This is a genomic window from uncultured Fibrella sp., from assembly GCF_964250085.1.
Taxonomy (GTDB): Bacteria; Bacteroidota; Bacteroidia; order Cytophagales; family Spirosomataceae; genus Fibrella.
Window position 1 is genome coordinate 760204 of sequence record NZ_CAXUEC010000004.1, and the last position, 18185, is coordinate 778388.

Consider the following 18185-nt stretch of genomic DNA (forward strand, 5'->3'; position numbering starts at 1 on the left):
TTGATTTAACTGGTAAGCTTTCGTTCTCCCAGCCATTGCACCATTGCCGGATCGCGGTGGTCAAAGAAGAGGCTCGCCTTCGTGTCAAGGGTTTTGATGGCTTCCATATCGTCGGCTGTCAGCGTAAAATCGAGGCTGTTAAAGTTCTCTTCCATCCGCTCTTTCCGAACGGATTTAGGAATCGCCACTACGCCTCGCTGAGTCAGCCAACGCAGCACAACCTGCGCAATAGACTTGTTGTACTTCGCACCGATCGAGCCTAGCAACTCATTGTGGAAAAGCTCATTCTTGCCTTCGGCAAAAGGCCCCCACGACTCAATCTGCACGTTGGTCTCGATCATAAACTGCTGCGAGTCGATCTGCTGATGAAACGGATGCGTTTCAACCTGATTAACGGCCGGCACGATTTCGTTGTGGACGATCAGGTCAATGAGTCGGTCGGGGTGGAAGTTGCTGACGCCAATGGCCCGAACCCGTCCTTCTTTGTACAGCTCCTGCATGGCCCGCCATTCGCCATACACATCGCCCATCGGCTGATGAATCAGATACAGATCCAGGTAGTCCAGTTGCAGCTTTTTCATGGACGCGTCGAAGGCTTTCTTCGTGCCTTCATAGCCATCAGTCTGTATCCAGAGTTTAGTAGTAATGAACAGGTCTTCTCTGGGTACGTTACTTTTCCGAATAGCCTGGCCTACTGCCTCCTCATTGCCATACGAAGCGGCCGTATCAATCAGCCGGTAGCCAGTAGCGATGGCGTCCAGTACGCTTCGTTCACATTCGGCCAAATCGGGCACCTGAAAAACGCCGAATCCCAGCACGGGCATTTCAACTCCATTATTCAATTGTACGTATTGCATGTTGCTTGTTTGCTTACAAGACAAAGGTCTCTTCATTTCTTTGGCTGGCTGGTATACAGATTACGGGAGTTACTACCAATATTCCTGATTGGCGTACAGGCATCAGGCAGGGCGTTTGTAACGTGATAATTTTGAGATAGATAAACCAACAAGACAATGGATACTCTGCGACGATTTGAGACGATCACTGATTACAACGTATTCAATAATCATGAAACACTACATCCACTCATCAGTGTAATCGACTTCTCAAAAGCAGCTCCCAGAACAGGGTCGGGTATGTATTTTGGTTTCTACGCCATTCTATTGAAAGATGTAAAGTGCGGGGATCTGGTCTACGGCCGCCATACGTATGATTACCAGGAGGGAACCCTGGTTTTTCTGGCGCCTGGTCAGGTGGCCGGCCTGAACAGCAGCGGAGAAACCTATCAGCCCAAAGGCCACGGGCTGGTCTTTCATGCCGATTTGATCCACGGCACAGCGCTGGGGCGGCATATCCAGGACTACACGTTCTTCAGCTACCAATCCAACGAAGCGCTCCACGTATCCAAACGGGAGCGGGAACTGGTGCTTGATTTCTTTGCAAAAATCCAGTACGAATTAGAGCACGCTATTGACAAGCATAGCAAGAAACTGATTGTGAACAGTATCGAGCTTTTCTTGACTTATTGCGTCCGCTTCTACGACCGCCAGTTCCTCACCCGAAATCATATACATCAGGGTATTTTGGAGCGATTTGAGCAGCTACTAAACGCCTACTTCCAGACCGACAAACCCCAAACGATTGGATTGCCCTCGGTAGGCTATTGCGCAGGTGAACTGAATTTGTCGGCCAACTATTTCGGCGACCTGATCAAGAAGGAAACCGGTAAAACCGCGCAGGAATACATCCAGGCGAAGGTGATCGACGTGGCCAAAGAACGCATCTTTGATCAGAGCAAATCGGTCAGTCAGATCGCCTATGAGTTAGGCTTTAAATACCCTCAGCACTTCAACCGGCTGTTCAAACAACGGGTTGGCCAGTCGCCCAACGACTACCGCCGGACTGCCGCCGATGCGGATGCAGAACGAAGATGAAGCCGGAATTACAGGGTGATGAGCGTTGATTTCATTAATTTTAGCTATGAATGAAGCAGAAAGTACTCAACCCGTCGATATAAGTGCCGAGCTTAAGCTAAAGGGGATTAAAATATATGCAATAGGCAGCAGTAGCGGTGGTCACAGCTATAACCCAAAAGACTTTTATAAAATCAGTTTGAACACCGGAACGTATACTTTTCATTATGCCGACCGGAGTTATGAAACCAATGAAACGATTCTATTTTTTGGTAATCCACGCATTCCCTACTCCTGTGAGGTCATAGCCCAAACAGATGGTTATGCCTGTCTATTTACCAACGATTTTCTTCACCTAAGCGAACGCTCGGAAAGTATTCTGCAATCTCCCCTGTTTAAAATAGGCGGTACACCCATCCTGCAATTGAACCCCGATCAGAAATCGGCTGTCGCTACTATCTTTCAAAAGATGATTGCCGAACAGGCAACAGACTATGCGTTTAAAGAGGAATTGATTCGTAATTACATCCATCTACTCGTTCACGAGGCCTTGAAAATGCAACCGTCCGAGATGCGCCCGCCCGAACCAAAAAATGCAGGGAGACGCATTTCAGCCTTGTTTCTTGAGTTGCTGGATCGGCAGTTTCCGATCGACAGCACAACGCATCCTCTGGAACTGAAAACAGCCCAGGATTTTGCTCAGCAGTTGTCGGTTCACGTCAATCATTTGAACAGTTCGGTCAAGGAAGTGACGGGTAAACCCACGACGGTGCACATTGCCGACCGACTCATCAGTGAAGCCAAAGCCCTGTTGCAACAGACCGACTGGAGTATTGCCGACATCGCCTATGCGTTGGGCTTCGAATACCCCACTTACTTCACCAACTTCTTTAAAAAGAAGACGGGCCAATCCCCCAAATCGCTACGAACAACCTCCCTTTGATTTTTATACGTATGGCTTTGATTTCCTTTATTTTTTCGCCCACCCGCTGGTGACCTTTGTCGATGAAGACACCATCTCGAAGAGGGGTAAAAAACGAGGAAATAGAGCATGAAAGACAAGAAAGTTTGGCTCATCACTGGCGCAGGGCGCGGGATGGGCGTTGATATAGCGAAGGCTGTGCTGGCCGCTGGTGATTCTGTTGTCGCCACAGGTCGCAACCCGGATAAAGTTGTCCAGGCGTTAGGCCAGTCCGCTAATCTGTTGGTGGTGAAGCTGGACATTACCAACATGACTGATGCTGAAGCTGCTGTTAAACAAGCAGTTGACCGGTTTGGTCGCCTTGATGTGCTGGTCAACAATGCCGCCAGCTTTGAGGCTGGTTACTTCGAAGAGCTTTCGATGGAGCAGATAGAGTCGCAGTTGGCAACCAGCTTATTAGGACCCATGAAGGTAACCCGGGCTGTGCTACCCCTCATGCGGAAACAGCGATCCGGGCACATTATTACAATTTCGTCAACAGCGGGTCTGGTGGGCTATGAGTTCTGTAGCGCCTATTCTGCGTCGAAATTCGGATTGGATGGCTGGATGGAATCGCTACAGGCCGAAGTAGGTCTTTATGGCATCTATACCACAATCGTCAATCCAGGCTTTTTCCGAACAGAGCTGCTCACCGAAGAGTCAACAAAGTATGCTGAATCATCCATCGAGGACTATAGCGAGCGAAATGCCCAGCAACTGCAATTCTGGAAGGGTGCGAATGGGCAGCAGTCGGGCAACCCGGCTAAGCTCGCCAGGGCCTTACTCACGATTGCCAGTGAGGAAACTCCGCCGTTACGTTTCCTGGCCGGTGCTGATGCAGTCGCTACCGCCGAGCAGGTGGTTTCAACGCTTCAACAGCAGCTTAACGCGTATCGGAAACTATCGTCTTCCCTATCCTATGAGGATGCTTAGCTTGACGAGTCAATGATAAGAACGAGGTAGATTTTAGCACTGGAAAACGTGCAGGGCATTTACGAATTAAAACCACCATCTCCGAATTGATTACTACGCATAACGGCCAGCGCCGGAACTAATTCAATCGGTTCCGGCGCTGGCCGTTATGGCAATTAACCTTAAATCTGTTTGTCAATTTCAGACTTGAAGGGCTGGTTGTAGAAACGCTTGCCTTTGTTTTTGTACAGGGCATTGGCCACCGCGCCAAATACCGGCGGGAAAGGCGGTTCACCTAAACCCGTTGGGTCGAGGTCATTTTCGACGAAGTGAACCTCAATCTTTTTGGGAGCCTCGTTGTGGCGAATCATCCGGTAGTTGTGGAAGTTGTTTTGCTCGGCAGCCCCGTCTTTGTGCGTCAGCGACCCGTAGAGTGCATTACCGATTCCGTCGACCACCGCGCCCTGTACCATGTTTTTGGCGGCATCGGGGTTCACCACAATGCCACAGTCCATAGCGCTGAATACCCGTTCAACGTAGGGCTCGCCCTCGCGGGTGACCATATCGACCACGTGTGCTGCGTAGGAGTTATGGCAGAAATAAGCTGCTACACCCCGGTTGTACTTCTCGCTGCCCGGTTTGTTCCAGCCCGACTTGTCGCGGACCAGCGTGAGTACACTTGCATACCGGTCGGCGTCGTATTCATTGTTTTTACCCACTGGATTGGCCTTGGCCCGCTTCAAAAGCTCGAGCCTGAACTCGATGGGGTCTTTGCCCATCGCTTCCGCCACTTCATCCAGAAACGATTGCTCGGCGGCGGCGTTGAAATTGGAGCGCGGAGCCCGGAACGCACCGATGGTGATATTGGACGGAATCTCCCAACCTTCGGCCAGGTAATTATCCACGGCGCCGGCCGGAAACCGGTTGGCATGGATCGCATGCTCCGGAATGCCACCCCCTTTCACGTGGAAGCCAATCAGGTTCTTGTTCGCATCAAGCGCCGCCCGATAGGTCGCCGTGTACATAGGGCGGTAGATGCCGTAGGTCATGTCGTCTTCGCGGGTGTATATCAGTTTAATCGGGGCTTTGACCTGTTTTGAGATCATAGCCGCCTCGTACAGATACTGACCATACGCCCGGCGACCAAAGCCTCCACCCATGCGCGTCATCTGAATCTCGATCTTGTCGGCAGGCAGGTTAATGAGTTTGGCCAGCGTCGGTTCTGCCCAGCCCGGTGCTTGCAAAGGCCCGGCTACGACCGCTTTTTCGTCCGTCACATGGGCGAAGAAGTTCATCGGCTCCATGCAGTTGTGAGCCAGAAACGGCGCGTTGTAGGTACGTTCGATCACCTGCGCCGCATTTTTAAACGCCGCTTCGGGGTCACCGTCTTTCCGTAGTTGCTGAGCCGGTTTGCTAGCCAGTGCCTGCATTTTTTCGAGCTGGGCGCTGGTCGTTTCCAGCGTTCCCGGCACGGTAACCTCCCGCTTTCCACCCCGGCCCATCATGGTATCTTTTACATCGCCGGCAGGTTCCCACTGGGCCACCAGCTTCTTGCGGGCATTCATGACCTCCCAGGTGGTTTTACCCACTACCACCAGCAACTCGTTGAACGTGCGGGTATCGAAACCGCCCTGCTCGAAACCATCTGGATACAGTTTCATAGTGAACACATCCTTGATACCCGGCATTTTGAGGGCCTGTGCCGCATCGAACGATTTCAGTTTCATGCCAAAGGCGGGCGGATGCTGAATCATGGCGATCATCATCCCGTCGGCCCGATAATCCAATCCAAACAGTGGCTTACCGGTTACGATCTTTTTCCCTTCAACGTTCTTCCTGGAATTTCTGACAATCGTGAAGTCTTTGGGGGCTTTTAGTTTCATGCCTTTGGGCACGGGAAGCGTAGCGGCTTTGCTGGCCATTTCGCCATATTTCGCCGATTTTCCGCTCGCATGCGCTAACACGCCTGCTTTGGTCGTCACTTCACCGACAGGTACGTTCCAGGTTTGAGCGGCGGCTTCGCAGAGCATCTGGCGGGCGGCGGCTCCGGCTTCGCGGAGGGGTTTCCAGTACATCCGCACCGAATTACTGCCTCCTGTAAACTGCGGCCCTAGTTTCGCGTTGTCGTGTGGTCCCATCTCAACAATTACATTCTTCCAGTCAGCGTCCAGTTCTTCGGCCACCATCATGGGTAGCGACGTCATTACATTCTGCCCAAATTCCGGGTTGGGACAAATGAGTTTGATCACATTGTCGGGTGTAATCTGAATATAGCCGTTCAGTTGCGCCCATTGCTCGGGCAGGTTTAACAACTCCAGTTTGTCGGCCGCCACTGCGCGCGATAACCAGCTCACGCTGAGCAGCATGCCCCCGCCCGACAGTAGCGAAGTCTTTAAGAAGGAACGCCTGTTATATGTAGTTTTCATAGTTTTTAGATCATTTACTTCGCGTCATTAGGTGGTCATTCTTCGCAAGAACAATAAATGGACTAAGAATGACCACCTAATGACGCGAAGTAAATGACCACTTAATGACTACTAATGACTTATTTCTTAGCTGCTGAATGGATGGCTTCTTTAATCCGCAGGTACGTTCCGCACCGGCAGATGTTGCCACTCATGGCGGCATCGATGTCGGCGTCGGTGGGTTTCGGATTGGTCTTCAGCAACGAAGCCGCGCTCATGATTTGCCCCGACTGGCAGTAGCCACACTGCGCCACATCGTGTTCCAGCCACGCTTTCTGCACCGGATGATCGCCGTTGACCGATAATCCTTCAATGGTGGTGATGGCTTGTTTGCCAACAACCGACACCGGCAACTGACAGGACCGAACCGCCGTGCCGTCGAGATGAACGGTGCAGGCTCCGCACTGGGCAATACCACAGCCGTATTTGGTACCGGGCATGTTCAGATGATCGCGCAATACCCAAAGCATAGGTGTCGATGGATCAACGTTTACCTGCCTGATTTTTCCGTTAACTTTTAAATTATATGCAGCCACAGCGATAGGGTTTATTGGTTACAGATAGCACTTTATAGCTAATACCGGTTCTTACAAAGGTCTAATTCAGGAAGATAGTAATTGGTATACAGATTACGGATGTTACTACCATTTTTACTGGTTGAATTTTGTTGGCGACACTTGCTTTCTGCGGCAGGCATGACCTGCGAAGAAACTTATACGACTAACGTACTTATTTTTAACCAGCATTAACCCTGCTCAACCAATAGCATCTCCCCTATCAATGCGTACGATCCTTTTCTGCCTGCTCAGTTTCTTCTTCATCTCGTTCACTTTTGCCCAGAAAACGACACCGCCAACATCGGGCATTTCAGCCGCCACGTTTGCAGCGCCTCCATCAAACTACGGCATCCGGTGCTGGTGGTGGTGGCTCAACGGCAACGTAACTAAAGAAGCCATCACCCGCGACCTGGAAGCCATGAAAGCCAAGGGGTTCAGTGGGGCCTGCATTTTCGACGCAGGCGGAGCCGAGCAACGGGGCAACGCACAGGTACCGGAAGGTCCCCTATTTGGCTCAACCGCCTGGCGCGAACTGTATCTGCATGCCGTTCAGGAAGCCAACCGGCTGGGGCTGGTCTTGAGCATGAGTATTCAGAGCGGCTGGAATCTCGGCGGACCAGACATTACCCCAGCCGAAGCCGCCAGGCAATTAACCTGGTCGGAGGTGACGGTGAAGGGGCCGATGACGTACCGGGAAACCATGCCTCAGCCAAAAATGAAGGATGGCCTTTATAACGATATCGCGGTGTTGGCTTTTCCGAAAAACGCAACGAAACGGGAGCCAATCAAGGATTTACAGGCCAAAGCAGGCACTATCGAGTTGGGAGGATCAGCCCCCGACACCCGCTTTCTGCTCACGGACGTACCTGCTACACCGGGCGAAGCCGATGCATCCCCGAAAGCCATTCAAAACCTCACCGCCAGCATGAACGCGCAGGGTGTGCTGACGTGGCAGGTGCCAGCGGGCGAATGGACGATTATGCGCTTTGGCTACACGCCGACGGGTGCCGACGTGTCGACGTCGAGCGGGAAATGGCAGGGCCGCGTGCTCGATCCGCTGAATCCGAAAACGTTCAACCGCTACTGGGATACGAACGTAGAACCGTTGCTGAAATTGGTTGGACCAATGGCGGGCAAGACGCTAAAATACCTGCAAACCGACAGTTGGGAGGCGGGCGGCTGCAACTGGACAGAAGCCTTTGCGCAGGAATTCCGCAAGCGGCGCGGCTACGACATTATCCCGTATTTGCCCGTGGTGGCCGGAAAAATTATAGGCAGCCGCGACGAGAGCAACCGTTTCCTGGCTGATCTCCGCAAAACCATCAGCGACTGCGTGGCCGACAACCACTACGCCATTTTTGCCCGGCGTTCGGCCAAATACGGTATCGGTCTGCAACCCGAGTCGGCAGGGCCACATGCCGGGCCGTTCGACGGGTTGAAAAACTATGGCTACAGCGATATTATGATGAGCGAATTCTGGTCGCCCTCGCCGCACCGGCCCACGCCCGTCAATCGCTTTTTCGTGAAACAGGCCGCCAGTGCCGCCCATATTTACAACAAGCCACTGGTGGGTGCCGAGTCGTTCACGACGATTGGCCCACACTGGAACGACGTGATCTGGTCGGCCATGAAATCGAGTGCCGATCACGAGTTCTGCGCCGGACTGAACCTGGTGTACCTGCATACGTTCACCTGCTCGCCCAAAGAAATGGGCCTGCCCGGTCAGGAATATTTCGCTGGTACGCACTTCAATCCCAACGTAACCTGGTGGGATTATTCGACCGGCTTCATCCAGTACCTCACCCGCTGCCAGTACATCCTGCAACAGGGGCAGTCAGTGGCCGACGTACTCTATTATTATGGCGACCACGTACCCAACATCGCCCGTCAGAAAGCCGACGATCCGGGGCACGCCTTACCCGAGTTCGATTACGATGTGATCAACGAAGATCGGCTGCAGGTTCTGAGCGTAAAAAATGGCCGGATCATGCTGCCACATGGACTATCATACCGGGTGCTGGTGCTACCCGATCATCAGGTGCTGTCGCTGGTAGCCCTGCGGAAAGTGGCGCAACTGGTGCAGGCGGGCGGAACGGTTATCGGCCTGAAACCCAGATCAACGGCGAGTCTGGTGGGTTACCCAGCCAGCGAGACCGAGCTTAGAACGCTGACCGACCAACTTTGGGGCGCGGATGAATCAGCCGCTGGTGAGCACAAAACCTGTGCTGGCCGCGTGGTTTGGGGCAAAACGGCCCGCGAGTTATTGCTCGACGATGGAGTAAAACCCGACGCTGAATTGACCGGAAATGCCGCTGGACAGGCATTTGACTATTTCCACAAAACGCTGAATAACGTCGATTACTACTTCATCAGCAACCAGAACGCCACCGCCGCGCAACTGACTGCCACGTTCCGCATAAATGGACGCCAGCCCGAACTGTGGGACCCGATGACGGGCAGCATCAAGCCGGCAACCGCTTTCCAGCAAAAAGACGGCCGCATCAGCCTACCGCTCGACCTGACGCCCTACGGGTCGGTATTCGTGGTGTTCCGCCAACCAATTCCAGCCACGCAACAGGGCATCGTTACGAAACGAAATGCGCCAGTCTACAACCCCATATCTACGATTTCAGGCCCCTGGCAGGTATCGTTTGACCCGAAATGGATATCGAGTGGCCCCGCATCTGTCACCTTCGATAACCTCGTCGACTGGACCACGCGGCCGGAAGACGGCATTCATTTTTACTCGGGAACCGCCACCTATCGCAAGACATTTGACGCCCCAGCAGCTACGAAAAATCTCTTCCTCGACCTGGGCGACGTGCAGGATGTAGGCATGGCGCGGGTACGGCTCAACGGGCAGGATCTTGGGATTGTCTGGGCTCCACCGTTCCGCGTTCCGGTTGGCAGGCTGGTGAAACAAACAGGCAATCAGTTGGAAATCGATATTGTGAATTCGTGGCGAAACCGACTCATCGGCGACCGCACAAAACCCAAAGAACAGCGGCTGACCAACACCAACGTCACCGTTCGCCCCGACTGGAAATTGCAGCCCTCCGGCTTGCTTGGACCCGTGCAACTACTCTCAACATCAGACCAATAGCACAATACAACTAGTTTAGCTACTTTGGTGGACTAACAAAGCTGCCATGACACCCACTCACCAAACCATCGACCGGCGACTCAGAGCGGGGTTACTCCTTTTCTGGGCGCTTTATTTTTCCATCGTCTGCCTGAGCAACACCACCGACGCCCTGAAAGCACTAACCCTGCTCCCATCCGATTTTCGGTTTGTATCGGGCAATTATAGCATGGTCAGTAAGGTAGTCGGCATTTATGGACCTACGGCCGGGTTGGCGGGCGTGTTTTTTGCCGGAGTTATTCTTTGGGAAGGCATTGGGGCCTTCTTTTTCTGGAAAGCACTGCTGGCCACCGTCCGAAAGGCGGGCAACAGCCGGGCGTTGTCGTATCAGGCATTCGGCCTAACCATCGGGCTGTGGGCCGCGTTCATTGTCAGCGATGAAGTGTTTCTGGCCTACGAATTCCCCGGGCTTTCGTCTACCTTCTTCAGCCTGCTGATTGCTGAGCTAGGCTCGTTTATCCTGATTCGCCTGTCGTTTCAGGATGAACGAACCTAGCCTGGTTTGGCAGCGGCAATGACACATCTTTAGAAAACAACGTATTTACCCATTCTTTTATGAAATTACGCCTTCTCCTCTTCGTTTGCCTCTCCATGTCCGGTATTAGTCTGGCTCAGCCATCCGCCGATCAGCAAATCCGGGCCATTCGTCAGCAGTTCAACGAAGCCATTGCCCGGCACGACACCACACACCTGGCTTCGTTCTTCACCGATGACTACACCCTGTTGAGCGCCCGTAATACGGAGGCGAAGGGGAAAGAAGGCGGTAAACGGGCGTTAGCTAACGCGTTTCGCACCCAAAAAAACGTTGTGTACGTTCGAACGCCTACGCAAATTGACGTTTTCGCATCGTGGCACATGGCTTCGGAAACAGGCCGCTGGACGGGCACATGGCAGGAGACAGACGGCACCGTGATGCTCACGGGAACGTACCTGGCCAAATGGCATCAGATCAATGGCCAATGGGCGCTCAGAGCCGAAGTGTTTACGCCGTTGACGTGTTCTGGCAGTAGCTATTGCGAGAAAGGGCCAGGCGTAAAGTGAACCGCTCGATCCGGCCGGATGCCGTCTATTTACCAGTGTGTGTTCGTTTAGTTGACGGGTTTCCCGGTATCTTGAGCGCATCATACAACCTTCATCATGAAAACACCCGTTTACTGGCTCTTCTGCCTGCTCGTTACCACTTGTTTCGCCCAATCCAAACCCACGCTTGTTACGCCCTACGAACGCAGTCAGGGGCGCGAAACGGCAACGTACCCGGAAATCATCGACTATTACCAACGGCTCGACAAGCAGTTTGAGCAGGCGAAACTGATCGAAGTGGGAAAAACCGATGTGGGTAAGCCACTGCACCTGTTTCTCCTGGCCGCCGACAAGAACTTTACCGCCCGCCCCGACCGCATTACCCTGCTGATCAACAACGGCATTCACCCCGGCGAACCGGAGGGCATCGACGCCTGCATGATGATGGCACGCGACCTGCTGGTGGCCAATAAGTTGCCCAAAAATGTGTTGCTGGCTATTGTACCGGTGTTCAACGTGGGGGGTAGCCTGAACCGGGGTGTATCGCGGGCAAACCAGAACGGGCCGGTTTCGTATGGCTTTCGGGGCAACGCCCGCAACCTGAATTTGAACCGTGATTTCATTAAAGCCGACGCCGAAAATACACGGGCATTTCAGGCCATGTACCAGCAGTTGAAACCGCAGGTATTCATTGATAACCACACCAGCGACGGGGCCGATTACCAACATGTAGTCACGTATTTCGCCACGCAGAAAGACAAACTGCACCCGGCTGTTTCGGGCTACATGGTGCAGACGTTTCAGCCCGCGCTGGACAAAACCCTTGCCGACAAAGGCTTTCCGTCGGCGCCCTACGTAAACCACCCGAAAGACACGCCCGAAAGCGGCCTGCTGGGCTACAACGATTCGCCGCGCTACACAACCGGCTACGCGGCGATGTTCAACTGTTTTGGCTTCACGCTGGAAACTCACATGTGGAAAGACTACCCGGCGCGGGTGAAAGGCAGCTACGCGTTCGATGAAGCCGTGTTGCGCCTGTGCGAGCGCGACGCCAAAACCATTCTGGCCAACAAACAGCGCGCCGACGCCGCCGTGAGTCAGCAAACGACCTTCGACCTGAACTACCGGCTCGACCGCAGCAAAGTAGACTCAGTCACGTTTCTGGGCTACGAAGCGGCCTATAAAACCAGCGATGTGTCGGGCCTGAAACGGCTGTACTACGACCGCACGAAGCCGTTCACAAAGCAGGTTCCGTACATGAATACGTTTGTACCCGACCTGCAACTGACTAAACCGGCTGGGTACGTTATTCCGCAGGCATGGCAGGAGGCCATTACGTTACTAAAACGCAACGGCGTTCGGCTCCAGCCCCTACCAAAAGACACCCTGATGACCGTATCGGCCTATTACATCGACGACTACAAAACGGGTCAACGGCCCTACGAGGGGCATTATGTACACACAGGCGTAAAGGTCAGAACGGAGGTGCAGCACATTCAGTTTTACAAAGGCGACTTCCTGATTTCGACCAGCCAGCCTACGAACCGCTACCTGATCGAAACGCTGGAACCGCAGGCGCAGGACTCGTTTTTTGCCTGGAATTTCTTCGACAGCATCCTCGACCAGAAAGAATATTTCTCGAATTACATCTTCGAAGACACCGCCGCCGAACTGCTCCGTAACAACGCCGCCCTCCGCCAGCAACTCGCCGACAAACGCACCACCGACAAAGCCTTTGCCGAAAACGGGAACGCCCAGCTAGAATTCATCTACAAACAAACACCCTACTTTGAAAAGACATTCAACCGCTACCCCGTGTATCGGCTGGAAGTTGCCCGCTGAAGCAGCCCTGACCCGCTCCCGTCCCTTACCCCTCATAGTCCGGTGAGATGGGCGAGCGCCGGAATTCGGTAGGCGTAATGCCCACATAGTTCTTGAAGAACTGGCTAAAATCAGGCTGGTCGGCAAAGTTGTTTTGAGGCCTGTGCCGCTGGTCATCAGCATGATCTTGTAAAAATTGCGGCGGTTGGGCGACAGGTAGGTATCGTAACCACTTTTCTTCCGATCGACGATCTTGATATTCCAGTCTTTATAGTAGAGCCTGCTCACCGGCGTTATTCCGGGCGGTAGCAGCGATGGTATGTCGTACACCATCGTGATGGGCTGCGGGTCGCCGATCCGTCGCTCGCCGGATTGGTGCGGTTGATTGGTTGATACTCTGACATTCAACAAACCAATCAGCTAATCAACCAGCCCATCAATTAACCACTGGACATAAAGATGCCAACAGAACAATTGAACACTGATATTTTCCAGCGGCTACAGGCCGGAAGACTCCTGCGCAAGGACGATCCTGAGTACAGCAAATGTAGCGATGTGGTAGCGCGTACCCTCCGGTTATGCGTTACGATGAATACAACGGCAACAGACATCGATCAGGTACGTAGCCAGTTGAGTACCATCATCGGCAATGATATTGATCAGTCTACGACGATATTTCCCCCGTTACCAACTTTGGCCAGTCCATTCGGCTCGGCAAGAACATCTTTATCAACTATGCCTGTTCGTTCCTGGATATTGGCGGCATCTCGATTGAGGACGACGTACAGATCGGCCCTCGGGTTAATCTCACCTCCGAAAATCACCCGCTGGAGCCCGGCGACCGTAAAACCGTTATTTTGCAACCTATCCTGATCCAAGGCAATGCCTGGATCGGCGCGGGAGCCACTATTTTACCGGGCGTTACGGTTGGTGAAAATGCTGTGGTGGCGGCGGGTGCTGTTGTAAGCCGGGATGTACCCGCAAACACCGTGGTTGCCGGTATTCCGGCGAACGTGGTGAAACCAATTTAAGGCGACCAAACTAAATCGACGCGATGCGAACAAACACGGTGCTGCCCCTATTACTGTTTTTTGGGCTGCTGGTATCAACAACAGACATGAATGCACAACAAGCAACCCCCAACACCCAGGGATTGAATCCGCAGCAACAAAGCACCGTCGCCATTTCTGCGCTAACTGCCACCGGTGATCTGGACCGATTAAAAACGCAATTGAGCACCGGGCTCGACGCGGGCCTCACGGTCAACGAAATCAAGGAAATGCTGGTGCACTTGTATGCCTATTGTGGTTTTCCGAAAAGCCTGAACGGGCTGGGTACGTTTATGGCCGTGTTGGACGAACGGAAAGCAAAGGGTATTCAGGACCCACCGGGTAAGGCGTTTCATTCGGCCAACAACCAGTCTGACAAATACGAACGGGGCAGAAAGGTGTTAGAGACACTAAGCAAAACAACCCAGCCCAAGCCCGCACCAGGTTTCGGTGAATTCGCCCCACGGATTGACGCCTTCTTGAAAGAGCACCTGTTTGCCGATGTATTCGACAGTGACGTACTGACCTACCAGCAACGGGAGCTGGTTACCATATCTGCTCTGGCCGCCATGCCGGGCGTGGTTCCCCAATTGCAGTCTCATATAAAAATCGGCCTGAATACCGGACTGATGGAGAGCCAGTTAGCCGATGTGGCGGGGTTGATCGAAACGGTCATCAGCCGAACACAGGCCAATACGCTTAGAACCGCATTGGCAAAGCCACCTGTCCCCGTTATTGAATCGGATATGATGGTCCGCATCGCTGAAATTGAGATTGTACCGGCTTATCTGGATGACTACAAGGCGATCCTGAAAGAAGAGGCGGCAAAGTCTGTACAGTTGGAACCGGGGGTGATTGCCATTTTCCCGATGTATGAGAAGGAGAAACCAACGCAAATCAGGCTGATCGAAGTATACGCCAGCCAGGCAGCCTATCAGGCGCATATCAAATCGCCGCATTTTCAGCACTATAAAACAGGTACGTCAAAAATGGTCAAGTCGTTGACGCTCATTGATATGGCTAGCCTTAACCCAGCAACCATGCTGGACGTATTCAAAAAGCTAAAATGAGCTTTGCCTGACTGACTTACAGGTCTACAACAATGGCGTCGCTGTAGCAACAAAACCGGCATACCGTGACCTTCTCACAGTAGGCCGGTTTTGACTCAACGTTCAGTTTATGATGCCTTGCGCCTTATTCACTCCGCAGGCTTTTAACCGGGTTCATCAGGGCGGCTTTCACGCTTTGAAAAATAACCGTCAGGAATGCAATGGCCAGCGCGGCAAAGCCTGCCAGGGCAAACGACCACCAGGGGAAGATAATATGATAGGCAAACTCATCGAGCCAGCTAGACATCGCCAGCCAGGCAATGGGTGAGGCAATCAGGATAGACACGACTACCAGTCTCAAAAAATCGGTAGCCAGTAAAGCCACAATGCCGCCAACCGACGCGCCCAGCACTTTCCGAACGCCAATTTCTTTAATACGTTGCTCAGCTGCGTAGGTCGCCAGCCCGAAAAGGCCCAGACTGGCAATGAAAATTGTGGCCAGGGCAACCCAGATCAGCAAGGTCTCGCGGCGATGATCTTCGGCGTAGAAGCGGGCTAGTTGCTCGTCCAGGAAATGATACTCAAGCAGGTGCGTGGGGTCGATACTGGCCAGTATACCCTTCATGCTGGCTAGCGTTGCAGGTACGTCCTGTCCGTTTATTCGGGCGGTGAAATAATCGATGGTATGCACCGGATTATGCTCGTAGCCCATTAGCATCGGAGCAATCTTCTCGCGCAGCGACTGGAAATGAAAGTCCTTCACAATGCCGACCACCGTAGCCTTAAACGGCGTACTGGTCTCGTTGAGCGGATGAAAACTACCGCCCATTGCCCGGGCAGGAATAGTCACCTGCTGGCCCGATGCCTGGCTGATACCCAGCAGCTTAGCCGCCGTTTCGTTAAGGAGCACCGACGACGAATCGCGCAGGCCCGTGAAGTTCCGGCCATTGATCAGTTGCACCTCGAAGGTTTTGGTAAAGTGCTCATCGACACCAAGCCAATACGCCACTTTTTCCTCGTTTGTGTTGCCTTCAGTTTTGACCCTGACGGTTGGAATTGTTTTCCATTCGCCCGGCACCCGCGAAGTGGTCGATACCTGCTTGACCGCTGGAATACGACTGAATTCCCGCTTGATGGTTTCGGCCCCGGCCCGAACTTTACCACTGTTGATATCGACAACCAGCAGCAATTCTTTGTTGAAGCCCAACTGTTTGGTATTCATAAACTGAACCTGCTGAAACAGCACAATGGTGGCGATGATCATTACCACGGAAATTGTGAACTGGAACACAACCAGCCCTTTCCGCAAGGATAGATCACCCCGGTTTTGCCGCTTAAGGCTTTTCAATAACAACAGCGGACTGAAACCCGACAGCAGAAATGCCGGATAGCTACCGGATAACAGACCCGTGACAACCAGCGCAAGCAGGCCATACAGCCAGATGCGGTAATCGGTCTGGAGGCCCAGCGAGAGTTCTTTATTAGTAAATTCATTGAACGCAGGCAGCAGCAGATTGACCAGCCCAATAGCCAGCAGAAACGAGATCGTAGTCACCACCAGCGATTCGGTCAGAAACTGGTGAATGAGGTGGCTCTGAAACGCACCACTGGCCTTACGAACGCCAATTTCTTTCGACCGGTTGGATGCCCGGGCCGTGGCCAGGTTCATGTAGTTGATGCAGGCGATGAGCAGCACAAACAAGGCAACGACCGCAAAGAGTTTAATGTAGAGCAGCACCCCCTGCCCCGTCGCTTCCACGTTTCCATTGCGGGCACCGTCCACAATATGCTCAGAGAAAAGGTGCATATCGGCCAGGGGCTGCAGCGTATACGCTACCGACGTACCTGGCTCGTGGCGCATGTTGGCGTTGAGCAACCGGGTGATTTTTGCCGCCGCTACGTCCGGGTTGGCTTTTTCTTTCAGCAGAAAAAACGTCTGAAAAGTTTGCGAGTCCCAACTGGCTATCCAGTCGACAAACTCACTGTCGCTACTGATGGTGGCCTCTGAAACGACCGCGTTGACGGTGAAGCTCGAATTGCGGGGATGGTTTTTCAGAACAGCCGTAATCCTGAGTGGCTTATCCAGTTCAAAATCGACCGTCTTACCAACAACCTGGGTGCTGTTGAAGAGGCGCTGCGCCAGTTCTTCCACAATGATGATGGTGTTCGGCTCAGTCAGCGCCGACTTGATTGTTCCGTCAACAACCTCAAAATCAAACACCTCCAGTAAACCAGCGTTACCAAAGGCAATGGTTTCCTGAAACGAATTCTTGTTGGCCGGATTTGAGATATTGGCCCGTCCCGTTCTGACAAGGCGGGCGGAGTTCTCGATTTCGCCAATCCGTTTTTTCGCTTCGTCAGCCACCTTGAAGCTCGACGCGGCAATGGTCAGGTCTTCGGTCGGTGTCTTTTTGTGCTGAACGGCCCGGTAAATCCGATCCGCTTTACGGTGTTGCCGATCAAACGTCAGTTCGTCGAATACGTACAGCCCGATCAGCAGGAAGCACGCAATGCCAAACGAGAGGCCCGCCACGTTGAGTGTCGTATAGAGCTTGTTCCGGCTTAGCGTCCGGAAAGAGATGGTGAGGTAGTTGCGGAGCATGTCGCTGAAGGTTGGATTGGGATACTCGTCAGGTTGTCGTCTGATAAATCGGGGACGCATATAGGCTGGCACGTCCTGCCAGTATCGTTGCCTGGCCCGGCTCAGGCCCAGCCGCTGGGTACGTTGGTAGAAGCGTTCGTGCATATCGCCCAGTACCTCTTCGCGCAGGTGAGGGGCCACCAGCCAGTTGAGCAGCTTGTCGGGCCATCGGGGCGGGCCAGTGGCAGACGATTTGTTGGGGAGTTGGTCACGGTGCATGATGAAGTCAGGTCAGCTCCAGTTCAGGATGATTTCCGGCACGATACGATCCCACAGATTATTTCGCACAGCACGCACTTCGCCCAGCACCCGTCCGCCCAACGCCGTTACGGTGAAGAGTCGCTTCCGTCGACCACCCCGTTCGGGTGTTGCTTCGCCCAGTTCAGACCGGAGGTAGCCTTTCTGTTCGAGCCGTTGCAGGGCCGCATGGACCGCCCCGGTACTGACGGTCTGCCCCGTTTCCTGTTCAAGCGCTTCGGCAATGACCACCGAATACGCTTTGGGCACCAGAACGGCCACGGCTAGTAACACCACCTCTTCAAACTCACCTAAATCACTTCGACGCATGACTCACCAGGTAAAGGTTCTATATTATCTATTTCGGTATGTCAAATGCCTTGCCAATTACTGAATAATGCCTGTATGGGCGTTGAAG

13 protein-coding genes and 1 pseudogene are annotated in these 18185 nt (G+C 53.2%); 9 read left to right on the plus strand and 5 right to left on the minus strand.

Annotated features, from left to right (window positions below):
• Window positions 1-5: 5 nt before the first annotated feature.
• Window positions 6-857 (minus strand): aldo/keto reductase, encoded by an 852-nt coding sequence (locus ACFE8Q_RS16650; RefSeq protein ID WP_375446541.1) that lies wholly within the window; start codon window positions 855-857, stop codon window positions 6-8.
• Window positions 858-1013: 156 nt separating this feature from the next.
• Here ACFE8Q_RS16650 and ACFE8Q_RS16655 point away from each other — a divergent pair, with 156 nt between their 5' ends.
• The 3 genes from ACFE8Q_RS16655 to ACFE8Q_RS16665 all read left to right on the plus strand — a co-directional run bounded on the left by ACFE8Q_RS16655 (window position 1014) and on the right by ACFE8Q_RS16665 (window position 3807).
• The gene (locus ACFE8Q_RS16655) at window positions 1014-1934 is read left to right on the plus strand and encodes a helix-turn-helix domain-containing protein (protein WP_375446542.1); all 921 of its coding nucleotides are present in this window, start codon (window positions 1014-1016) and stop codon (window positions 1932-1934) included.
• A 46-nt stretch (window positions 1935-1980) separates the two neighbouring features.
• Entirely contained in the window at window positions 1981-2856 is an 876-nt protein-coding gene (locus tag ACFE8Q_RS16660) for a helix-turn-helix domain-containing protein (protein ID WP_375446543.1), read from the plus strand.
• Between the two features lie 108 nt (window positions 2857-2964).
• On the plus strand, window positions 2965-3807 hold the full coding sequence (locus ACFE8Q_RS16665; RefSeq protein ID WP_375446544.1) for an SDR family oxidoreductase: 843 nt from the start codon (window positions 2965-2967) through the stop codon (window positions 3805-3807).
• Between the two features lie 161 nt (window positions 3808-3968).
• Here ACFE8Q_RS16665 and ACFE8Q_RS16670 read toward each other — a convergent pair whose 3' ends face one another.
• Both ACFE8Q_RS16670 and ACFE8Q_RS16675 read right to left on the minus strand, forming a co-directional pair.
• On the minus strand, window positions 3969-6212 hold the full coding sequence (locus ACFE8Q_RS16670) for a molybdopterin cofactor-binding domain-containing protein (protein ID WP_375446545.1): 2244 nt from the start codon (window positions 6210-6212) through the stop codon (window positions 3969-3971).
• Window positions 6213-6331: 119 nt separating this feature from the next.
• Window positions 6332-6787, minus strand: a complete 456-nt coding sequence (locus ACFE8Q_RS16675) for a (2Fe-2S)-binding protein (RefSeq protein WP_375446546.1) — start codon at window positions 6785-6787, stop codon at window positions 6332-6334.
• Window positions 6788-7031: 244 nt separating this feature from the next.
• Between ACFE8Q_RS16675 and ACFE8Q_RS16680 the strand changes: the two genes are divergently transcribed.
• The 6 genes and pseudogenes from ACFE8Q_RS16680 (at window position 7032) to ACFE8Q_RS16705 (ending at window position 14910) form a co-directional block, all read left to right on the plus strand.
• Entirely contained in the window at window positions 7032-9911 is a 2880-nt protein-coding gene (locus tag ACFE8Q_RS16680; RefSeq protein WP_375446547.1) for a glycosyl hydrolase, read from the plus strand.
• Window positions 9912-9957: 46 nt separating this feature from the next.
• Window positions 9958-10446 carry a hypothetical protein gene (locus ACFE8Q_RS16685; protein WP_375446548.1) on the plus strand — a complete coding sequence of 163 codons (489 nt, stop codon included), beginning with the start codon at window positions 9958-9960 and terminating at the stop codon, window positions 10444-10446.
• Window positions 10447-10505: 59 nt separating this feature from the next.
• A complete protein-coding gene (locus tag ACFE8Q_RS16690; RefSeq protein WP_375446549.1) occupies window positions 10506-10991 on the plus strand; it encodes a YybH family protein in 486 nt (161 codons plus the stop codon).
• 96 nt (window positions 10992-11087) lie between these two features.
• Complete coding sequence (locus ACFE8Q_RS16695; RefSeq protein WP_375446550.1) at window positions 11088-12812, plus strand: M14 family zinc carboxypeptidase; 1725 nt, start codon at window positions 11088-11090, stop codon at window positions 12810-12812.
• Window positions 12813-13250: 438 nt separating this feature from the next.
• Window positions 13251-13822 (plus strand): annotated as a pseudogene (locus ACFE8Q_RS16700) (DapH/DapD/GlmU-related protein).
• Between the two features lie 23 nt (window positions 13823-13845).
• Window positions 13846-14910, plus strand: a complete 1065-nt coding sequence (locus ACFE8Q_RS16705; protein ID WP_375446551.1) for a carboxymuconolactone decarboxylase family protein — start codon at window positions 13846-13848, stop codon at window positions 14908-14910.
• A 124-nt stretch (window positions 14911-15034) separates the two neighbouring features.
• Here ACFE8Q_RS16705 and ACFE8Q_RS16710 read toward each other — a convergent pair whose 3' ends face one another.
• Window positions 15035-17749 carry an ABC transporter permease gene (locus tag ACFE8Q_RS16710; RefSeq protein ID WP_375446552.1) on the minus strand — a complete coding sequence of 905 codons (2715 nt, stop codon included), beginning with the start codon at window positions 17747-17749 and terminating at the stop codon, window positions 15035-15037.
• 12 nt (window positions 17750-17761) lie between these two features.
• Window positions 17762-18097 carry a PadR family transcriptional regulator gene (locus ACFE8Q_RS16715; RefSeq protein WP_375446553.1) on the minus strand — a complete coding sequence of 112 codons (336 nt, stop codon included), beginning with the start codon at window positions 18095-18097 and terminating at the stop codon, window positions 17762-17764.
• Window positions 18098-18185: the final 88 nt, after the last annotated feature.